We start from the raw sequence: 19,690 nt of genomic DNA on the forward strand, positions 1-19,690 counted from the left end.
GAAGAAATGACTGATCCAATTACGTTCCTGAAGGCCCTGATCCGCGCGCAGCGCGACGGCGAAGCGGCTGTCCAACGGCTCGTTGCGGCCGAAGCAAGGTCGCTCGGCTGCAGCGTGGAGTTGGTGCGCTACCGGCCCGGCGACGTCCCGATGGTCGGCGAGTTCGCCAGCGCGCGGGCAATCGATGCCGGCGAACGTGAGAGCGTCGTGGCGCGTTTCGCGGGATCCGGCGGCGGCCGCAGCCTGATTTTCTTCGCCCATCCCGACGGTGAACCGGTGGCCGGCACCGAGCGGTGGAAGCGCGATCCCTTCGCCGGCATTGTCGACGGCGGGCGCATCCACGGATGGGGGGCCGCGGACGACCTGTCCGGCGTTGCAATCATGATCGAAGGCCTGCGCGCCGCTTTGACGAGCGGCCGCGCGCCGGCAGGCGAGGTCATTCTCGCCAGCACGCCCAGCAAGCGCCATGCGCGGGGCGTGTCGGCTCTGCTTCATGGCGGGCTGCGCGCCGACGCCGCGGTCTACCTCCACCCTGCCGAGTCGGGCGTGGGCCTGCGCGAGATCAAGGCGTTCTGCCTCGGCCAGCTCGACTTCCGCATCACCGTGCAGGGCACGCCTCCCGAGACCAACGAGATCAGCCATCTCGCCTTCACCCACCAGGCGAGCAACCCCGCCGATCTCCTGACGGACATCCATCGACGGCTGAGCGCCTTGGTTGCTCGGCGCGGCGAGATGCTCCGTCATCCTCTGCTCGAGCGTTCCGCCAATCTCCTGATCTCCCACCTCGATGTCGGCCGCGCGGGAGCGCATACGCGGATCGCCGCGCAGGGCATCATGGAGGGCGCACTGACGCTCCTGCCGGGCGAAGACATGGCTTCGGTCCAAAGGGACATGGCGGCCGCGGTGGGCGAAGGAGCGCGGCTCGACTGGGTGTCGGGCGTCTCGGGCGCGGAAGTGCCGATCGACAGCCCGCTCTATCGACTGGTCGCCCAATCGATCGCGGCCGTCACCGGCCAGCCGCCGCACGTCAATCCGCTCCATACCGCCAGCGATATCCGCAATCCAATCGTGCAGGCCGGCATACCAACCGTCGGTTTCGGGCCGCTCGGCGGCGGCCTCACGCAGAACGGCCTCACCGACGAATGGGTCGACGTCGAGGACTACCGGCGGGCGGTCAAAGTTGCAGCTGCCATAATCGACGGTTGGTGCGGGACGGTTTGATCGCCTCGAGGTTCGGCGTCAAACTTGCATGCTGCCGGGAACCGACGAGGGGGAACAGATGAAGAAGACCATTCGCCGCCGTGGCCTGCTTGCCGCCGGCGCCGCGCTCGCCATCGCGCCCGTAGCCGCGCGCGCCCAGGCAAAGCTCGCGCCGCCCACGATCATCAAGGCCGGCACTTTGGTGATGTCCATCAATCCGACCTTGCCCCCGCTGCAGTTCGTCGACGACAAGGGCCAGCTCCAGGGCATGCGGGTCGAGCTCGCCAACGAGATCTGCAAGCGTCTCGGCCTGACGCCGGAATATATCCGCACCGAGTTCGCAACCATGATCCCAGGTCTCGCGGCCAGGCGTTGGGACATGATCAACACCGGAATCTTCTTCACCGAGGAACGGTCGAAGCTGATGTACATGGTGCCCTACGAGCAGGCCGCCATCAGCTTCCTTGCCGCCAAGGGCAATCCGCTCGGGCTGAAGACGGTCGAGGACCTCGCCGGCAAGAAGATCTCGGTCGAGCTCGGCGGCATCGAGGAACGGCGCACCCGTGAGGTCGCCAAGATGGCACAGGACAAGGGCCTGAAGCCGATCACGGTGATGACCTTCAACAACTTCGCCGAGGCCTTCCAGGCACTTCGCGCCGGCCAGTCCGATGCCGCGACCTCGATCGACGCCACGGCGATGTTCATGCAGCAGCGCGGCGACTTCACGCGCGCGATCTCGGGCGTCTTCCCGCAGACCGCCTGCTTTGCCTTCGCCAACAGGACGCTGGCCGACGCAGTGGTCGGCGCGCTCAACGACCTCAAGAAGGATGGCTTCTACGACAAGCTGCTCGACCAGTACGGCGTGCTCAAGATGGACGGCTCGACCTTCGCCATCAGTGGACCCGGCCCTACTTAGATGAAGGTCTGGAATTGGGAAGGCTTCTGGAGCTACTTCACCAATCTCTACCTTCTTGAAGGCGCGTTGTGGACGATCGGGCTGACGATCAGCACGCTCATCCTGGGAGGATTGATCGGTCTCGGCCTCGCCGTGATGCGCCTCAGCAAGCACAAGGCGCTGTCGCGGTCGGCGCAGGCCTACATCTGGATCTTCCGCGGCACGCCGCTGCTGGTGCAGCTGATCATCATCTACACCGGCCTGCCGCAGCTCGGGCTGGTGCGCTTCAGCGTGCTCGAAGCGGCGATCATCGGGCTGGCGCTGAACGAGGCAGCCTATCTCTCGGAGATCCTGCGCGGCGGTATCCTGTCGGTCGCCAAGGGCCAGACCGAGGCGGCCCGCGCCATGGGGTTGAGCCCGTTTCAGATCTTCCGGCTGGTGGTCCTGCCCCAGGCGCTGCGGGTCATCATCCCGCCGCTCGGCAATTCGGTGAATGGCCTGCTCAAGACGACTTCCATCGCCTCGGTGATCTCGATGGAGGAAGTGCTGCGCCGCGGCCAGATCCTGATGCAGCAGAAGTTCCAAGTGCTCGAGGTCTTCATGGTGGTGGCGATCATCTATCTCGCCATGACCACCTGCTGGGACTTCGTGCAGCGTCGAATCGAGGCCTATTACGGCAAGGCCTACGGCGCTACCGCCGACCATCAGCTCGCAAGGGACGATCGGTAGAGCGCGAATCTCTTGCGGGGACCGCGGCGCTCCAATGAGGCGAGCCGGAAGGCCCGACCCACTCAGGCCTAACCTGCCTTGCCGCCCTTCAGCAGATCGACGAGCGGGTTCGGCGTGGGCGGTGCGACCCGCCGCAGAGTGTTCGTGTCGTGGTGATTGAATGCCGGCTCCTGGCCGCGGACGGCCAGGTCCGTGCGTGTGAGGTAGGTCCAGCTGCCGTCGTCGTTGAAGGTGATGTCGATACGGTAGTAGTCGGTGCGGAACGCTTCCTCGAGGAACGTCGTCGAGCAGATTCCGAAGCGCGTGTCGCCGCGCCGCGCCTCCACCGAAATGCGCTTGTCGTCGGCCGCCGCCTGGCCGCCCGCCAGCACCACCTGGCCGCGCGGGATGGCGATGGTCTGCATGATCAGTCCGGTGGCCGGCTCCCACAGCCAGTAACCGACCTGATCGTGGAAGGTGATGAGCTCTTCGGCCGTGGTGATATGGATGTGGTAGCGCAGGCCGTAGAGAAGTTGCGGGCCGTTGGCCTGCGGATCGATCGGATCCATCCGGATATGCTCGCGGTACACGCGCCGTTCGGGCCCCTCCGCCTTGGGGCTGACGTCCACCCCCTCGTGATCGGATTGCCAGACGCCGGCCAGTCGACGTAGTGGGCCCAGGTTCGCCAGCGTATCGGGCGAGACGTCTTCGGGCTCGGTGAAGACGTCGTCAGAGAAGGTCAGCATGGGGTCTCGTGTAGCGTCTGCTCATCCCACAGTGCTTGCTCGCCGTTGCAATGACAAGTGATGTGATGCCTTGCACCGCGAGGGGCAGGCTCATCGACGCGCCTACGCCCTGGCGCGTGCCTTTTCCTCGGCGAGGATGCCCATCTGCCGCAGCACCTCCCGCAGCGCCGGGCGCTGCGCTTCCGGCAGAGGCAGGCGCGGCGCACGCGGCGGGCCCATCGGCATGCCCATCATCTCGAACGCGGCCTTGGTGCCCGAGACGTAGCGCGGGCCGCCGACCCACCACAACAGCGGGGTCATCTTCATGTAGAGTGCGAGAGCGGCGTCCATGTCGCGCTTGTCGGCAACCAGGTTGAACAGCTCGGCAGACCAGCGCGGGATCACGTTGGAGCAGACCGCGACCCAACCCTCGGCGCCGAGCCAGAACGATTCGTAGCCCAGCACGCCCGCGAACACCGTCATCCTGTCGCCGGCGAGCCGGATGATGTCACGCACCCGCGTCGGGTCGAGCGTCGATTCCTTGACATAGAGGCAATTGGGGATCTGCGCGATCCGCGCAATCAGCTCCGGCTGCATGTCGACGTTCGCCGTCGCCGGATTGTTGTAGACCATGACCGGGATGCCGATCGCGTCCGACACTTTCTTGTAGTGTGCGAAGAGCTCGTCGTCGGTCGGCACGCTGTAGAACGGCGGGATGATCATCACCCCGTCGGCGCCCATCGCTTCGGCTTCGCGGCTGGTGCGCACCACCTCGTCGGTCCATTCCGCGCCCGTGCCGATCAGCACCGGCACGCGGCCGGCCGCCTGCTTGATCACGGTTTCGACGACTTGGCGCCGCTCGTCGGGCGTCACGCTCAGGAATTCGCCGGTGCTGCCCAGTGGGATCAGGCCGTGGATGCCCTCCTCGATCTGGAAATCGACCAGGCGTTTCAGGGCTGCTTCGTCGACCTTCTTGCCGTCGGCCGTGAAGGGTGTGATCAGAACCGTGTAGGTGCCGCGAAATTTCTTCATGTCGTTCCTCTTCGCGGCCAGTGTAAACCATCCGCCATGCGCCTGAAGCACCCGAACATGCGGCCGGCCGGCGCGCCGGTCCGCCTCCGCTTCGACGGGGCCGAGATCGAGGCGCTGACCGGCGAGACCATAGCCGCCGCCCTTGCGGCAGCCGACATCGTGTCGGTGCGGCAGGCGCGGTCGGGTGCATCGCGGGGGCCGTTCTGCGGCATGGGGGCCTGCTTCGACTGCCTGGTGACGGTCGACGGCCGGCCCAACCAGCGCGCCTGCCTGACCAGGGTCGCGGACGGTATGGAAGTGCTCTCCGAACCCATCGCCAGTCCTGCGGCCAATGCGCCGGCTCCGGCTGCAGAGGAGATCGCATGCGATGTGCTGGTGGTCGGCGCCGGCCCGGCGGGCCTGTCGGCGGCACGCGACCTCGCCCGCGCCGGCGCCAATGTGATCGTTGCCGACGAGCGCCTGCATGCCGGCGGCCAGTTCTTCAAGCCTCTGGCGCCTTCGCTGGCCGCCGAGCGCCAGCACCTCGATCGCCAGTTCCGCGACGGGGCCGCGCTGCACGAGGCGACGCTGCAGGCCGGCGTCCGTATCCTCAGCGAAACCACGGTGTGGGCGGCCTTCTCGGCGATCGAGGTGGCCGCCATCGTCGCCGGCCGGTCGACCTTGTTCCGGCCCAGGCGCCTCGTCCTGGCGACCGGCGCCTACGAACAGTCGTTGCCGGTGCCCGGCTGGACCCTGCCCGGCGTAATGACGGTCGGCGCGCTGCAGACCCTGGCGCGCTCCTACCGCGTGGCGCCTGGCGAGCGCATCGTGATCGCGGGCAACGGGCCCTTGTGCCTGCAGACCGCGGCCGAGCTGCTCGACGGTGGCGCCAATGTCGTGGCGGTGCTGGAATCGGCGTCGCGCCCGGGCGCCGGCAACCTGCCCGAGTTCCTGCAGGCCGGCTGGGCTGCGCCGACGCTGCTGGCCAGCGGCCTTGCGCTGGTGTCGCGGCTGAAGCCGTTGCTGCATTGGCGCCGTCGCGTGACACGCCTGCTCGGCGACGATCGCGTGCGACGGGTCGAGGCGGCCGATCTGTCGATCGATGCCGACGTCGTGGCGCTGGGCTACGGCTTCTCCTCGTCGAGCGAGCTCGCCCGCTCGCTCGGTTGCCGACACGATTTCGTGCTGCGCGGCAGCGGCTCGATGGAAACGGTGACCGATGCCGATGGCCGCACCAGCGTGCCCGAGGTTTTCGCCATCGGTGACGGCGCGCGGTTCGGCGGCGCCCAGGCGGCGATGGCGGCAGGCTCGATCGCCGCTGCAGCCATCGCGCGCGATCTCGGCCTGGCTGTTCCGGAGCCGCGCAGCGCGCGCCGGAGCCTGGCGCGTGCCCAGCGCTTCCAGAAGGCCTTGTGGCGCCTGTTCGAGGCAGCGCCGCAGCAGGCCGCCGCGATCGATTCGGCCGCGCTCGTATGCCGCTGCGAGGAGGTGAAGGCCAGCGTGATGCGCGACGCGGTGAAGGCCGGTCACGACACGCCGGCGGCGCTCAAGCGCGCCACGCGGGCCGGCATGGGACGCTGCCAGGGCCGCTACTGCGGGGCGCTCATTGCCCGCATCTGCTCGGGCGAGCCGGGCGAGTTCGACCTGTTTGCACCCCGGCCGCCGGCCAAGCCGGTGCCGATCCGCGCGCTCACGATCGAGCAGCCCGAATGGACCGGCCATGTCGATTTCGTGCCGCCGGACATGGCGCGGCCGCGCGAGACCGGGAGGCTTCCGGTCGAGACCGTGGACACGCTGGTGATCGGCGGCGGCGTCGCGGGTTCCTGCGTGGCCTACTGGCTGGCGCACGAGGGCATCGACGTGATGCTCGTTGAGCGCGACGACATGAACCTGCAGGCCTCCGGCGCCAATGCCGGCAGCCTGCATGTCCAGCTGCTGGCCTTCGACTTCGTCGCCGGCGCGCCGCCCGCCGGGAACCGCGCGGCAGACACCTTGCCGCTCGGGCCTGCCTCGATCGCGTTGTGGCAGGAGATCCAGCGCGACACCGGCGAGGATCTCGAGATCAAGGTCACCGGCGGGCTGATGCTGGGCGAGAGCGAGCGCGACATCGCGTTCCTCGAGGGAAAGATCGCTCTGGAGAAGAGCCGGGGCATCGAGGCCGAGCTGATCGGCAGCAACGAGCTGCGCCGGATGGAGCCGTCGATCGGCGAGAAGGCGATCGCTGCCGAATGGTGTCCCGGCGAGGGCAAGATCAATCCCCTGCGCGGGACCTATGCGGTGATCGCGCGGGCCAAGGAGCTGGGCGCGCGGTTCCGGCGCGGCAGCGACGTGCAGGCCATCGCCCGCGACGGCGCCGGCTGGAAGGTGACGACCAGCCGCGGCGAGATCCGCTGCGGACGGATCGTCAATGCGGCAGGGCCTTGGGCCGCGCAGATCGCGGCGCTGGCCGGCGTGACGATTCCCGTCCGCGCCGCACCCTTGCAGATGATCGTCACCGAGCCAACGGCGCCGACGCTCACCCGGCTGGTCGCCTATGCCGGCCGGCACCTGACGCTGAAGCAGATGGCGTCGGGCGCCTTCATGATCGGCGGCGGCTGGACGGCCGGGCTGGACGAGAAGCAGAAGCTCTCGCGGGCGCTGCGGGCCAGCGTCGAGGGAAATCTCTGGATTGCGTCGCGCGCGGTGCCGGCGCTCAGGGATTTGCACGCAATTCGCATCTGGGCCGGCATGAACGTGAACATCGACCGCGCGCCCATCCTGGGCGAGGTGCCCGGCCTGCCCGGCTTCTACAATTGCGTCAGCTCCAACGGCTATACCCTGGCCCCGGTGCTGGCGCGGCTCACGGCGGAGATGATCGCCGGCCGCTCGACCAGCTTGCCGGTCGAGCCCTATTCGATCCGGAGGTTCGGCTGATGGAAACGTCCAGCATGACGGCACGCGAGATGTACGAGGCGCTCAAGGCCAACCCGGGTCGCCCCCGCTTTGGCTTCGGCCGCAAACCTGCACTGGTCAATGTCGACATCCAGAACGCCTATACGCGGCCGGCGGAGTTCGTCACCGCCTACGAGACCGATCCGCGGCAGATCGAGTACGTCAACGCGCTGGCGCGCCTGTTCCGCGCCAATCGCTGCCCGGTGGTCTGGACTTACGTGTCGTATCTCGACTCGGGCGAGGATTGCGGCGTGTGGGGCACGCGCACCGACACACCCGATTCGCTGCAGAACATCAAGGCGGATTCACGTCGCGCCGGGCTCGACGAGCGCTGCGAGATCGAGCGCGGCGACATCGTGATCAACAAGCGCATGGCGTCCGCGTACTTCGAAACCAATCTGTCGTCGCTCTTCACCTTCCACCGGGTCGACACGGTGGTGGTGACCGGCGGCTCGACCTCGGGCTGCGTCCGCGCGACGGTCGTCGACGGCCTGTCGCGCAGCCATCGCATGATCGTCCCGGAGGAGTGCGTCTCCGACAAGCACGAGAGCCCGCACTTCGCCAACCTCTACGACATGGCCGTGAAGTACGCCGACGTGCTACCGGTCGCCGAGGTCCTGGCCTTCATGGAGCAGTACCGGCCGGCGAATTGATCCGTCACCGTCGATCGTGCGCGGCATACCCGGGTGCGCCTTGTCGCAAAGCCGCCGATGCGGCCCTCGACGGAACGCGACCTGAAGTGAGACGGTGTTGAGCTGACAGAGGACGCCCGGTGGGCCACGCCGCTCCCGGCCGGGGTGGGATGGTTTTGCACACAACCCATCCGTCTCGAACGGAAACGACATGACCACAGAAGAAGATGGTAGCGCGGCAGCAAGCTCAGCCTGCGCCTACTTCACTGGTCGTCCTGCTTGCGAAGATCGCTGATTATGCGATTCCAGAAGCGCACAAGCTCAAAGTGCTGCTGCCGCGTTACCCAGGTCTTGTTCTTGGGGTCGGTCGGATCTCCTCCGACGATGATGGGCTTGATCTCCACCAGCTCCATGCCCTTTTTCGGGTGCGTATGCGGACGATCGCTCATAGTGGCATCGCAAGCTGGACAAAGAGGTCCCGGAAGTCCTTGGCGACGGGCCTCGCATAGCGAAGCTCCATCCCGATGAAAGGAATCTCAACAATGGGCATCGACGGCGATCGAGTATCGAAGCCGTAGCCCTCACCGCCACCGCTGGAGCCGAACAGGAGTATGCCGGGAGCGTACTTGTCGACCTCATATTCTCGGTTGAAGTCAGCCAGTTCCTCAGCTTTCCAAAGGATAATGTAGTGATCCCCGATGAAGCCTTCGCCTCCGTTGTGCTGCCGAAGGAAGTCAAGATACTCACCGGAAAGAGCCACCTGCACACTGGAAGAAAGTCCCTCGACTAAACGTGGATCTGCCGGCGGATCAAGCTGCCCTTCTGTCAGACTGTAGGTCATAAGCCGCGCCCCCTTTAGTATCCTAGGCCTTTTGCAATTGTTCCACGAGAGCGTCACCTGCTGCTTGCGATTTGCGCGGTAGAACGACCGTGTTGGCAGTTTCTGTGGGGCTACCGCCGAAAATCACCGGTTGTGTCTGATTCTTCGACAGGCCGCCCAACAAGTTGCCGATTGGCTCCAACGGCCCGGCGATTGTTGACTCAGCGACTGTTGGTACGGCGAAGCCATCTCCAACCCCCCTTTTTCCCTATCGCAGGCGAGGAGCGTCGGCGCCGACCGCGACCGCGCTCTTGCGCGGATGCAGGCCGTAGATCTTGGCGGCGCTGGTCGAGCTCAGCGCCACGAACAGCTGGCTGCCCTTGTTGACGCCCTCGGAAAACAGCAGCGCGAGGCAGACGATACCCTGCATCGTCGACGGTCCCAATCGCGCAACCCCACCGCGTCGGGCCAACCGGTGCACATGCGGCCCTGGTAGAGGACCGCGACGTGCGCCGACGTCACGTCCTTCGCGGGACGAGCTGGTCGCGGATCGGCAGCGTGCGGATGCGTTTGCCGCAGGCAGCGAAGATCGCATTGGCCAGGGCCGGCGCGACGGGCGGGACGCCGGGTTCGCCGACCCCGCCCAGCGGCTTGTCATAGCCGGCCGTATTGACCAGGTGCACGTGGATTTCCCTCGGTGCGGCATCGATGCGGGTCAGCTCATAGCCGTCGAAGTTGGTCTGTTCCGCGCGGCCGTTCTTGAAGCTGATCTCGCCCAGGGTCGCGAGACTGACGCCCTGCACCACGGAGCCCTCGATCTGCGCCCGCACGCGATCGGGACTGATCACGGCGCCGCAGTCGAAGGCGAAGTCGACGCGCGGGATCGTGAGCTCGCCCTTCGGGCTGACCGTCGCCTCGACCACGCATGCCGCGTAGCTCACGAAGCTCCGGTGCGCGGCGATGCCGAGGCCGCTTCCCTCCGGCAGCTTGCGCCCCCACCCTGCCTCTTTCGCCGCCGTTTCGGCGACCTGGCGCAACCGCCCCGTGTCGAACGGATAGAGCTTCGGATCCTCGCCATGGATCCACCCATCCGACAGCGCGCCGGCGTCGATCAGCCGGTTCGGGCCGATCAGCTCGAGGAGATAGTCCTTCGGGTCGCGCCCGAGCGCGGCCGCGAGCTCGGCGACGAAGCTCTGGACGGCGAAGGCGTGTGGAATGTTGGAAACGGAGCGCAGCCAGCCGATCCGGGTGTGCGCTGTCGCTTCCGGGTTCTCCACCCTGAGGTTGGGGATGGCGAAGGGCGTGTCGACAGCGCCCATGCCGAGCTCGAACGGCGCCTCGTGCTTCTGATCCGGTGCAAAGATCGAGAGAATCGTCGGCGCCACGGTACGATGCAGCCAGGCGACCGGCTTGCCGTTGGCATCGAGACCGGCCTCCACCCGCTCGACCGACACGGTGTGGAAGTAGTCGCTCTGCAGGTCGTCCGGCCGCGTGAAGGTGACCTTCACCGGGCGTCCGCCCATGGCGCGGGAGAGGATCGCCGCCTCGATGGCGTAGTCGCCCTTCGACTTGCGGCCAAAGCCTCCGCCGAGGAAAAGGACATTCACGACGATCTTGTCGACCGGCATGTTCAGGACTTTGGTGAGATGGCCGCGGATGGCCTCCGGGTTCTGCGTGCTGGTCCAGATCTCGCACGCCGCGTCGGACACCCGCGCGGTAGCCGACGGCGGCTCCATCGTCGCGTGGGCGAGGTGCGGGATATAGTAGGAGGCGTCGATGCGCCGTGCCGCGCCGGCCAGCGCCTTGTCGACGTCGCCATCGTTGCGCACGACCTTGCCTGGCTTGGCCGCGGCCGCTTCCAGGGTCTTGCGGAACTCCGCCGAGTCGTAGCTGGCGTTCGGCCCGTCGTCCCATTCGATCTTCAGGCGCGACCGTCCCTTGATGGCGGCAAAGGTGTTCTCCGCCACCACGGCGATGCCGCCGAGCGGCATGAACACCGGCGGCATCGGCGGCGCGTCGATCGGCACGACCTTCAGCACGCCCGGCACCTTCAGGGTCTCGGCCGCGTCGAAGCTCTTCACCTTGCCGCCGAACACCGGCGGCCGGGCGACGACGGCATAGGCCATGCCGTCGAGGCGGGCATCGATGCCGTACTGGGCCCTGCCGGTGGTGAAGTCGAGATTGTCGACCAGGGCAACGTCCTTGCCGATGTAGCGGAAACGGTCCGGCGTCTTGAGCACCAGCGTCTCCCGCGCCGGTACCGGCCGCGCCGCGGCGCCCGACGCAAGCTCGCCGAAGCCCACGCGCCGGCCGCTCGCGGCGTGCACCACCTCATGGTTCTGCGCCTTGACCTCCGCGACGGCCACAGTCCAGCGGCTGGCCGCTTCCTGCTCCAGCATCTGCCGAACCGCGGCGGCCATGCGGCGCAGCGCCATGAAATGATGGCGCATGCTGCGCGAGCCGTCTGTGTCCTGATTGCCGTAGCGCGCCTCGTCGCCCTGCGCCTGCAGGACTTTGACCCGCGCCATGTCGGCTTCCAGCTCGTCGGCGACGACCGTCGCCCATCCCGTGCGGACGCCCTGGCCCATCTCGGCCCGGATGCACAGCAGGTTGACGGTGCCGTCGCTGGCGACCGAGAGGATGAGGCGCGGATCGTCCTTGATCCCGCCCTTCATGCCATCGCCGGCATACTTCTTTTCCTGCGCCGTCGCGGGCGGGACGCGCGTGGCGAGGACGAGGGAGCCGGCGGCCAATCCGAGGACGAGCGCGCGGCGGCTGAGGTTGCCGAGTTCGGGAGTCGTGGCCATGGTCAGCCTCCCTGCGCGGCGCGCTTGATGGCGGCGCGGATGCGCGGATAGGTGCCGCAGCGACAGATGTTGCCGCTCATGGCCGAGTCGATATCGGCATCGGTCGGTTTGGGCGTGTCCTTGAGGAGCGCCGCGGCCTGCATGATTTGGCCGACCTGGCAGTAGCCGCACTGGGCCACATTGAGGTCGCGCCAAGCCTTCTGGACGGGATGCATGCCGTCCGGCGAAAGCCCCTCGATCGTGACGACGGCCTGGCCCTCGAGATCGCCTACCTGCATCTGGCAGGAGCGGACGGCCGAGCCGTCGACATGGACGGTGCAGGCGCCGCACAGCGCCGCGCCGCAACCGAACTTGGTGCCGGTCATGCCGACGACATCCCGCAGGTACCAGAGAAGCGGCATCTCCGGATCGCCGTTGAAGGTGTGGCTCTTGCCGTTGATCGTGAATGTGCTCATGCCGTCACCATTCCATCGATATGAACGCGAGATCGGCGGCGGGACGTTCGCCCTGCCTGTTGCCATTTCCTATCACGTGTCGGAACCGCTCGCCACACACTGAAACGTGGTTGCGGGCGAGACCAGCCTTCTGCAGGGGGGCCGCCTCGCGCTCGGCCCACGCAGGGCCGCGCGGTGGCGTGCACTTGGCGGCCGTCATGCCCTTCCACTCCAGTCGGTGGCAGCGAGACCTTTCCATCTTGTCTTAAGCAGAATAAGCTAACGGCCGCACAACACGATAAGCTAACAATCGCACAGCACGAAAAGCGAATAATCGTGCAGCGGCAAGAGCGCGCGAAAAGCCGATGGCCACGCCACAGCAGAAGCTAGCGGAGTCCCTGGACGCGCTCAACGCGCTGCAGAAGCGGGGACTTGTCGCGATTCGAGCCAAAGACCTCAGCCGGGTGCACCGCGAACGGCTCCAGAAGAACGGATTCCTGCAGGAGGTGATGAAGGGTTGGTACATCCCCTCCCGGCCCAATGGCACAGCCGGCGAGAGTACGGCGTGGTACTCTGCCTTCTGGGACTTTGCGGGCGCCTACCTGCACGAGCGGTTCGACCGCGACTGGGCGTTGTCGCCCGAACAGTCCCTGTCCCTGCACGTCGGAAACCAGACCGTGCCCCGGCAGCTCGTGGTGCGGTCTCCCAGGGCCGGGAACCATCCCACCCAGCTGCCTCACGGCACGTCTCTCCTCGACATCCGGGCAGCGCTCCCCGATGGCCGCGACGTCGAGATCAAGGATGGCCTGCGGCTCTTCTCTCTGCCCGTGGCCCTGATCGTCAGCTCTCCGGCGTTCTTCCAGCACAATCCCACCGATGCGCGCGCGGCGCTCGCCAGCATCCGCAATGCGTCCGAGGTCCTCCCCAGGCTTCTCGACGGCGGTCACAGCACGATCGCCGGGCGTCTTGTCGGCGCGTTCCGCAACATCGGCCGCGACCGGATCGCCAATGACATCCTGGGCGCCATGCGCGCCGCCGGGTACGCCGTTAGAGAGGAGGATCCGTTCGAGACCAGGGTCGACATCACCCTGCCGAGTCGCGAGGCATCCCCCTACGCAAGCCGCATCCGCCTCATGTGGCAGGCCATGCGCGGTCCGGTCGTCGACAGGTTTCCGAATCCGCCCGGCCGCCCGAACGACTTGGACGCCTACATGACGCATGTCCAGGAGACCTACGTCACCGACGCGTATCACTCCTTGTCGATTGAAGGCTATCGCGTCAGCCCGGAGCTTATCGAGCTGGTGCGGAGCGGGAACTGGAGTCCGGACCTCGACGAGAACGACCGCCAACATCGCGACGCCCTTGCTGCGCGCGGCTACTGGCTGGCTTTTCAAGCGGTCCAAAGGAGCTTGCAGCGCGTCCTGCGCGGCGAGACTCCAGGCACCGTTGCCGACGACGATCATGGCACCTGGTACCGGGAAATGTTCTCGCCGGGCGTGACGGCGGGTCTGCTGCGCGCCGCCGATCTGGCCGGCTACCGCGACGGCCAGGTCCATATCCGTCGTTCCATGCATGTACCGCTGCGCCGCGAAGCGGTCGTCGATACGATGGCAGCATACTTCGACATGCTGACGCAGGAACCCGAACCTGCCGTGCGGGTCGTGCTCGGGCACTTCGTCTTCGTCTACATTCATCCCTACATGGACGGGAACGGCCGCATGGGTCGCTTCCTGATGAATGTGATGATGGCTGCCGGCGGCTATCCCTGGACGGTCGTGCCGCTGCAACGGCGGGACGCCTACATGGCCGCGCTGGAGCAAGCGAGTGTTGGGCAGGACATCGTGCCGTTTGCGCACTTCCTGGCCCAGCTCGTCAAGCAAGGGCAGCGAGGCAAACCCGTCGCCAGCATTCCCAGGTTGTGATTGGTAGAGGGCCGCAGCTCGAATACCCGAAGACCCAAGCTCTTTCCCTCCCAATGAGAATGGGGAGGAGAGAAGAGGTCAGCTGACGATCGACGGGTCGATCAGCGGCCTGCCGCGCCGCAGGGGGCGACTTCTGTCAGCCGATTATCATCTTAGTACACTCTATGCACCATAAATTGCAGAACTACAGCTGATTTGATGGGTAATGACTAGCCACGAATACGAGCGCGCGTTTCTCCGCGTCAGTCAACCTCAACCGTTCTAAGTTTCGCTCCAGCCTAAACTTTCGATCGATTCCCAACATAGTATTATGAATTTCCACGGGCAGAGGAGTTATCGAATCTATAGTACATATGATCGGGTCTTCACCCCATTCCGCGTTACCTGTTCGACGATCAAACTCAAGGTACACCTGCGTGGTCACAGTCCTCGATTGAATCGCTTCTTCTGTCACTGACAAAACCAGACAAATCAGGCTCGCCCCGTTGGGGCTGTTGGCATGGAAAATGTCACCGACGGCAAGTTTTCTCAGCTCATCTTCGCGATCCGGCATGCTCTTGCTCTTTAGGAACCCCGTCCAGATAACCTAGATGCCTAAGGAATGAAGAGATATAGACGAGTCATGTTTCCGTCTTTCAGTTCGTTGAGATTCTGCTGGTGAATCGGGTAGCTGCTCGGCGTTCACTTTTGTGCGGGAGCCGGAATTGCCCGCTTTGCGCTCCTACGACTCACACCGATTCTGCGCCTCTGCGGCGCCTTGATATTCGCCTCGACCTCTCCTTCTCCTAATCGGCTACATCGGTGGCCCGCCCGCACGCGATCGACCTCCACCCGGTGCTCCGCTTCCCACCTTTCATATGAGCATAGCTCATCGCCTCGGCTAGAGGTACTTGCCTTGGGCTTCCCGCCGTTCCGCACCACGTGCTCCAGCTTGTTCAGCCTGCTTTCTGGGCAAGCCTTAACATTTTAGCGAGCGCCGGGCAGCGCCTCCAAGTGTCGCCGCCGGAACGCACTGATTGTGCATGAGTGCGGCAGATCACCCGCGAAGATTGCCACGTCCACGCGCCTCCGGCTCACTGCGCAATCTGCCGAGACACGCACATCGCGCGTGCGTATCCATTGAGAAGCAATGCAGGATCAAGCGGTGCTGACCCACGCCGCATTTGCACTCACTCGATCGTCGATCGGTCCAGCGTTCCTCAAGCTAACCACACGATAGCCGCGATAGGTGGCCCTGCGGAGCGCAATCCGCCAGCTGGCCAGCTGAGACTGCCCCCTTCGTCGGCCTTCCATGCTCAAGAATTATTGCTCGTAAAGCCAAAATAGGACACTTACATTCGTCGCGGGCACAAATCTGAGCTGTCTAACAGGCTCCTAGCGCCCTTTGAGAAGAAATGGCTGGAGAATGTTGGATTTCTCTCCGGCTGGCTCATCTCCGATCCCTAAAATTTTTACGGCACAATCATAACAAAGTTTACGACCTGAGATGCCATACGTCGCTGTAGTGCCCCAACTACCGCGGTTTTGACATCCCGCAGAAAAGCCTTCGCATTTCAGATCTCCAGCGGCAGCGAAGTGGACATCTTGCGGGTCCGCTTTAACAAATTCGGATGGCTCTGTTGCGGCTGGAATCGTCTTCGTGCCGACCAGCTGGTAGGTTGCACGAGCTACTTCCGCCGGACTAAGACTAGTCGAGTCGGTCCGAGGAAGAGCCGGGTTTTCGTCGGCTTGCGGCGTGTTATCCTCATTTGAAGCAGTGTCGGGGGACCGGTGAACCATCATATCTTTCAGAGGCGCGTTCGGACCGCTGCCTACTAGCCAGCGGCTTCTCTTTGCTGTCGCCGCTAGTCTGTCGACGATGTCCTGCGCGTCCGCCGCCGTGGCCGGCCGCCCTTTGCTGCTCTCGAACGCCGACAGCTCGTCCTGCAGTACACGGTGAAACGTCGCCGATTCGGCCGAATTGCTATCTGGTGCAAACGCAGGATTGATGCCCAACGACTGAAGCGCTCGGTTGGCTATTCGATTGATGGCCTGCAGCCGGGTCGACTCGGCGCCGTTACCACGGACCGATGCCTGCAGCTTCTCGAGGCCGGCGAGGTCCTCCTCAGACAGCTGGCCCATGAACGAGACCAGGTTCTTCGACGCCCAACGCTGCCGCTCTTCGGCGTCGTCGGCCATCAGGCCCTGGTGGATCGTGTGCCAGGTCTGAGGATCGGTGCTCGGCTTGCGGCCTTCGATGGCGGCATTGATCTGAGCGGTTACCGCGTCTTGCTGCGGCTCGGTGAGGCGGCTCATGATCGTCGCCGACGGGAGCGTCACGGCGGGTCCGCCATTCGGACCGCCCGTCGTCAGGTGGCGGCGCAGCTTGGCGTGAAGCCCGTTTGCATCGGCATTCACTGCCGCGCGCGCCTGGGCGCTGTCGGTTTCGATCGCCGTTCGGTTGGCGCGCAGGCGCGCCGGATGAGCAGTGAACTCCTGTTCGTTCAACGCGATCAGCGCTTGGCGGCGAGCCTCGATCTCCTCCAGCCGCTGGCGATAGCCGGCGACGCCATCCTCATCGAGCAGCGTGCTCACGGTCGAGGCGCTCGTGGCGCTCACGGCGTCTATCGGGGCAGATAAGGTGGTGCTGCGACCGCGGACCCAGTCGGCGGCCTCCACACTGTTGGACAGCGTCTCGACCGCCATGCGCAGAGACGTGCGCTCGTTCCGGTCGAGCCGGCGCTCGTATTGCCGATAAAGTCCGACTGCCGCGCGATCGTTCCTCACCAGGCGATCCTTGATCAGGCTCGACACGACCCGCGACGCCGCCTTGCGCGCCTCGTTCTCGATAACCTCCGGCGCTTGGCCCTTGTAGAGCGCGCGGGTGGCGTCCGCGGCACGGGCTATGGCTCCGGCGAGGTTGCCCGGGTTGCTGATCGCCTCCTGTTCCGCCACCTCGATCGAGGCCAGATGAACATTGCGCTCGTAGACCTGCTGCTGCTGGTCGACGTGCCGGGCGATCTGCTCAGACCCCGAGGCGAAATGCGCATCGAGGATAGGCGCAAGCTTCCGCCGCTGATAGTCGTTGGGCGCCTGTCCGATCACCTCCTCCTTGAGCTTCGCCAGCCGCTCCGTCGCGGTGCCGGCGCCCCTGATCGCGTCCGCGCTCTTCTGGTTGAAGTAGGCTTCCGGACCTGTCCGCAGGATCTGCTGCATCCCGGTGATGAACCGGTTGTTGAAGTCCTGCACGCGGATGTCGTTGGCTTGCTGCGTGTGACGTTCGTAGAGCGCGAACAGCGTGTCGCTCGTCTGGCCGAGGTTCTGGCCGGCCGCCTGCAGGTCGCGCGCCCGGTTGCCACCGAACAGGTCGATGTCTCCTGCCGCCGGCACGTTCGGCGTGGCGTCGGGAATGCGCAGCGGCAAGAAGTCGCTGTCGGGATAGAGGCGGACGATCGGCATTCAGCGCTCCTGTATTGTGGTGGTGCTCATCGCTCGCGCAGCTCGTCGAACGGGTCGTCGTCGCTCTCGTGCTGGCCGTCGAAGGAGGCGGCAGCCGCAGCGAGGGGAAGAGACAGAGCGGCAGGGCGGACCCAAGGAAGGAGCGGATCGCATCCATCACGTGGCCGCGCTTCTTCACCACCGAGATCCAGCGCCAGCGTAGTGGCGCAGGTCCAACGGTGCCCGTTCATCGCGAATGTTCCGCCATGGCATGACATGACGCGGATATGGGGAAACTGTAACTCGCCGGATCAACCGAAAAGCGATCAGGTTCTTCGCGTTTCCCTACCGCGACGGGGAATGCAAACGAGCAGGCTCGTCGTTTCCCGGTCGGCCCGCGATAGTGCTCGCTCCGGTGATGGACGACATCGGTGTTGCGTTCGTGCACCGACTCGCGCGGCCGATAGCCGTCCCAATGGCCGGCACCGATCAGCTCGGTCGAAGACCTTGCACAGTGCGGCATCGCCCGGTTTGGCCATGCCGCTTCCGGGCGGCTTCTGCCAGCCGGTTACCGGCTCAGTTCAATCCGCGGTTCACTGCGAGACTTGCTTTTGAGCGTGGTCGTAGCGGGCTTCCCCACCATCTTTCGTCATACCTCATCCCTGGCAGGGGAAGATGCTGACACCTTTCGTGTGGCGAGGTGGGCGCATGCACAAGGAGTGGGCAAGGGAGTTCAACTGAAGATCGACGGATCGATCAGCGGCTTGCCGCGCGGGCGGGCGGGCTCGGGGCGGTCGCACTTCTGGAACAGGCCGCGGCCGGCCGAGCCGCTCATCCGGCCTTCGTCCATCACGACCTCGCCGCGCGACAGGGTCATCACCGGATAGCCGGTCAGCTCGCGGCCCTCGTAGGGCGTGTAGTCGCAATTGTGGTGCAGGATCGAGTTGGTGAGGCTCACCCGGCGCGTCGGGTCCCACAGCACGATGTCGGCGTCGGCGCCGACCGCGATCGTGCCCTTGCGCGGATGCAGGCCGTAGATCTTGGCGGCGTTGGTCGAGCTCAGCGCCACGAACTGCTGCAGGGTGAGGCGGCCCTTGTTGACGCCCTCGGAGAACAGCAGCGGCAGGCGGGTCTCGACGCCCGGCACGCCGTTGGGGATGCGGCGGAAGCTCTTGTCGGCGCCGGGCAGCTTCTTGCCGCGCGGGTCGTCGTACTTGAAGGCGGCGTGGTCGGACGACAGCACCTGGAAGGTGTTGGCGCTGAGGCCGGTCCAGATATGCTCCTGGTTCTCGGTGCCGCGCGGCGGCGGCGAGCAGACGCACTTGCTGCCCTCGTCGCCTGGCTTGTCGAAATCCTCCTCGCTCAGGAAGAGGTACTGCGGGCAGGTCTCGCCATAGACCTTGAGGCCGCGTGCCTGGGCGCGCTGGATCTCGTGCATCGCCTCCTTGGCCGAGACGTGGACCAGCAGCATCGGCACGTCGAGCAGCTCGGCGAGCGAGATCGCGCGATGGGTTGCCTCGCGCTCGACCACGTAGGGCCGCGAGGTGGCGTGGAACTTCGCCGCCGTCATGCCCTTCCATTCCAGCCGCTCGGTCAGCCAGGCGATGCAGTCGGAATTCTCGGCATGGATCATCAGCATGGCCTGCTCGCGCCGCGCGGCGGCGAGCGCGTCGAGCACCTCGCGGTCGGTCAGCTTCACGTCGTCGTAGGTCATGTAGACCTTGAAGGAGGTGTAGCCGTCGGCGACCAGGGCGGTGAAATCCTGGCCCATGATCTTCTCGCTGGCGTCCGAGAGGATCACGTGGAAGGCGTAGTCGATCAGCGACTTGCCCTCGGCGCGCTTGTGGTACTTGTTGACCGCGTCGCGCAGCGGCTGGCCCTTGCTCTGGTAGGCGAAGGGAATGATGGTCGTGGTGCCGCCGGCCGCGGCCGCGCGGCTGCCGCTCTCGAAATCGTCGGCGAAGACCGAGCCGTCGGCGGTGTCCTGGTCGAAATGGACATGGGCGTCGATGCCGCCCGGCACGGCGATCAGGCCGGTGGCGTCGATCTCCTTTTGCCCCTTGTCGAGATGCTCGCCGAGCGCCACGACCCGGCCGCGCACGATGCCGATGTCGCCTTTCACCACGTCCGAGGCGGTGGCGATGGTGGTGTTGCGGATCACTGTTTCGTAGTCGGCCATGGTTCCTCC

The 19,690-nt window shown here is 65.7% G+C and carries 16 protein-coding genes; 6 read left to right on the plus strand and 10 right to left on the minus strand.

The genetic code is table 11. The features are described 5' to 3' along the window. The first annotated feature begins 6 nt into the window (after positions 1 to 6). The 3 genes from ACQY8M_RS09340 to ACQY8M_RS09350 are packed head-to-tail and all read left to right on the plus strand — an operon-like array spanning position 7 to position 2,824. A complete protein-coding gene (locus tag ACQY8M_RS09340) occupies positions 7 to 1,221 on the plus strand; it encodes a M20 family metallopeptidase (protein ID WP_428671134.1) in 1,215 nt (404 codons plus the stop codon). Positions 1,222 to 1,279: 58 nt separating this feature from the next. Then, on the plus strand, positions 1,280 to 2,116 hold the full coding sequence (locus ACQY8M_RS09345) for an ABC transporter substrate-binding protein (protein ID WP_428671137.1): 837 nt from the start codon (positions 1,280 to 1,282) through the stop codon (positions 2,114 to 2,116). Continuing rightward, entirely contained in the window at positions 2,117 to 2,824 is a 708-nt protein-coding gene (locus tag ACQY8M_RS09350; RefSeq protein ID WP_428671139.1) for an amino acid ABC transporter permease, read from the plus strand. Positions 2,825 to 2,892: 68 nt separating this feature from the next. Here the strand turns inward: ACQY8M_RS09350 and ACQY8M_RS09355 are convergent, their stop codons facing one another. Then, positions 2,893 to 3,549, minus strand: coding sequence for an FABP family protein (locus ACQY8M_RS09355; RefSeq protein WP_428671141.1), 657 nt, complete (start codon positions 3,547 to 3,549; stop codon positions 2,893 to 2,895). A 102-nt stretch (positions 3,550 to 3,651) separates the two neighbouring features. Further along, complete coding sequence (locus ACQY8M_RS09360; RefSeq protein ID WP_428671143.1) at positions 3,652 to 4,560, minus strand: dihydrodipicolinate synthase family protein; 909 nt, start codon at positions 4,558 to 4,560, stop codon at positions 3,652 to 3,654. Between the two features lie 36 nt (positions 4,561 to 4,596). Between ACQY8M_RS09360 and ACQY8M_RS09365 the strand changes: the two genes are divergently transcribed. Both ACQY8M_RS09365 and ACQY8M_RS09370 read left to right on the plus strand, forming a co-directional pair. After that, complete coding sequence (locus ACQY8M_RS09365) at positions 4,597 to 7,452, plus strand: FAD-dependent oxidoreductase (RefSeq protein ID WP_428671145.1); 2,856 nt, start codon at positions 4,597 to 4,599, stop codon at positions 7,450 to 7,452. After that, a complete protein-coding gene (locus tag ACQY8M_RS09370; RefSeq protein WP_428671147.1) occupies positions 7,452 to 8,123 on the plus strand; it encodes an isochorismatase family protein in 672 nt (223 codons plus the stop codon). The genes ACQY8M_RS09365 and ACQY8M_RS09370 overlap by 1 nt, the downstream gene beginning before the upstream one ends. 242 nt (positions 8,124 to 8,365) lie before the next feature. On the opposite strand, the gene ACQY8M_RS09375 is transcribed toward ACQY8M_RS09370, so the two are convergent. The 5 genes from ACQY8M_RS09375 to ACQY8M_RS09395 form a co-directional block, all read right to left on the minus strand. Then, on the minus strand, positions 8,366 to 8,551 hold the full coding sequence (locus ACQY8M_RS09375) for a hypothetical protein (RefSeq protein WP_428671149.1): 186 nt from the start codon (positions 8,549 to 8,551) through the stop codon (positions 8,366 to 8,368). Beyond that, positions 8,548 to 8,943 carry an SMI1/KNR4 family protein gene (locus ACQY8M_RS09380; protein ID WP_428671151.1) on the minus strand — a complete coding sequence of 132 codons (396 nt, stop codon included), beginning with the start codon at positions 8,941 to 8,943 and terminating at the stop codon, positions 8,548 to 8,550. The genes ACQY8M_RS09375 and ACQY8M_RS09380 overlap by 4 nt, the downstream gene beginning before the upstream one ends. A 247-nt stretch (positions 8,944 to 9,190) precedes the next feature. Further along, complete coding sequence (locus tag ACQY8M_RS09385) at positions 9,191 to 9,352, minus strand: hypothetical protein (RefSeq protein ID WP_428671154.1); 162 nt, start codon at positions 9,350 to 9,352, stop codon at positions 9,191 to 9,193. Positions 9,353 to 9,440: 88 nt separating this feature from the next. Then, positions 9,441 to 11,729, minus strand: coding sequence for a molybdopterin cofactor-binding domain-containing protein (locus ACQY8M_RS09390; protein WP_428671156.1), 2,289 nt, complete (start codon positions 11,727 to 11,729; stop codon positions 9,441 to 9,443). A 2-nt stretch (positions 11,730 to 11,731) separates the two neighbouring features. Continuing rightward, positions 11,732 to 12,184, minus strand: a complete 453-nt coding sequence (locus ACQY8M_RS09395) for a (2Fe-2S)-binding protein (RefSeq protein WP_428671158.1) — start codon at positions 12,182 to 12,184, stop codon at positions 11,732 to 11,734. 344 nt (positions 12,185 to 12,528) lie between these two features. On the opposite strand from ACQY8M_RS09395, the gene ACQY8M_RS09400 reads away from it, so the two are divergent. Continuing rightward, positions 12,529 to 14,085: a Fic family protein gene (locus ACQY8M_RS09400; RefSeq protein ID WP_428671160.1), complete on the plus strand. Its 1,557-nt coding sequence runs from the start codon at positions 12,529 to 12,531 to the stop codon at positions 14,083 to 14,085. 184 nt (positions 14,086 to 14,269) lie between these two features. Here ACQY8M_RS09400 and ACQY8M_RS09405 read toward each other — a convergent pair whose 3' ends face one another. From ACQY8M_RS09405 to hydA, 3 genes are all read right to left on the minus strand, one after another. Next, positions 14,270 to 14,638 carry a hypothetical protein gene (locus tag ACQY8M_RS09405; protein WP_428671162.1) on the minus strand — a complete coding sequence of 123 codons (369 nt, stop codon included), beginning with the start codon at positions 14,636 to 14,638 and terminating at the stop codon, positions 14,270 to 14,272. A gap of 821 nt (positions 14,639 to 15,459) precedes the next feature. Next, positions 15,460 to 17,523, minus strand: coding sequence for a hypothetical protein (locus ACQY8M_RS09410; protein WP_428671164.1), 2,064 nt, complete (start codon positions 17,521 to 17,523; stop codon positions 15,460 to 15,462). A 712-nt stretch (positions 17,524 to 18,235) separates the two neighbouring features. Next, positions 18,236 to 19,681: a dihydropyrimidinase gene (gene hydA / locus ACQY8M_RS09415; RefSeq protein WP_428671166.1), complete on the minus strand. Its 1,446-nt coding sequence runs from the start codon at positions 19,679 to 19,681 to the stop codon at positions 18,236 to 18,238. Positions 19,682 to 19,690: the final 9 nt, after the last annotated feature.

Source organism: Reyranella sp. (assembly GCF_965279465.1).
GTDB lineage: Bacteria > Pseudomonadota > Alphaproteobacteria > Reyranellales > Reyranellaceae > Reyranella.